We start from the raw sequence: 660 nt of genomic DNA on the forward strand, positions 1-660 counted from the left end.
GTCTATATTATATCACGAATTTACTTGACATGATAAATATTCTCAGTTTATTATACAATTAATTAGGTTAGCCTAAACTTTTAATTAGGAGGTATAAACGTTTGTTAGAAACAAAAGATTTAAATCTGTTTTTAGGTAATAAGCATGTACTTAAAAACATTTCCTTATCGATACCAGTACGCGGCGAAATAATTGGTATCATGGGCCCGAATGGTGCTGGTAAATCTTCCCTTATCAAGTCTTTAATTGGTGAATTTAATGCTACCGGTACTAAATTGTTATATAACAAACCTATACAACAACAACTGCAACATATTACATATATTCCACAAAAAGCACATATTGATTTAGATTTTCCTATAAGTGTGGAACAAGTGATTTTATCAGGTTGCTACAAAGAAATTGGATGGTTTAGACGACCTAATAAATCAGCAAGGGATAAACTCAAACAGTTATTAAGCGATTTAGAATTAGAATCTTTACGTCATCGACAAATTTCAGAATTAAGTGGTGGACAATTACAACGTGTGCTAGTAGCAAGAGCATTGATGTCCGAAAGTGAAGTTTATTTTCTAGATGAGCCGTTTGTCGGAATTGATTTTAGTAGCGAAAAATTAATCATGACAAAAATCGAGAACTTAAAACAACAAGGAAAACTTA

At 31.5% G+C, this 660-nt stretch carries 1 protein-coding gene; it reads left to right on the plus strand.

The window, feature by feature from the left end:
* Positions 1 to 101: 101 nt before the first annotated feature.
* Positions 102 to 660 (plus strand): metal ABC transporter ATP-binding protein (locus J1M44_RS11370; protein ID WP_206481116.1); only part of this gene is annotated, 559 nt, incomplete at its 3' end.

Origin of the sequence: Micrococcus sp. KRD128 (assembly GCF_017168395.1) — a bacterium.
Classification (GTDB): domain Bacteria; phylum Actinomycetota; class Actinomycetes; order Actinomycetales; family Micrococcaceae; genus Micrococcus; species Micrococcus luteus.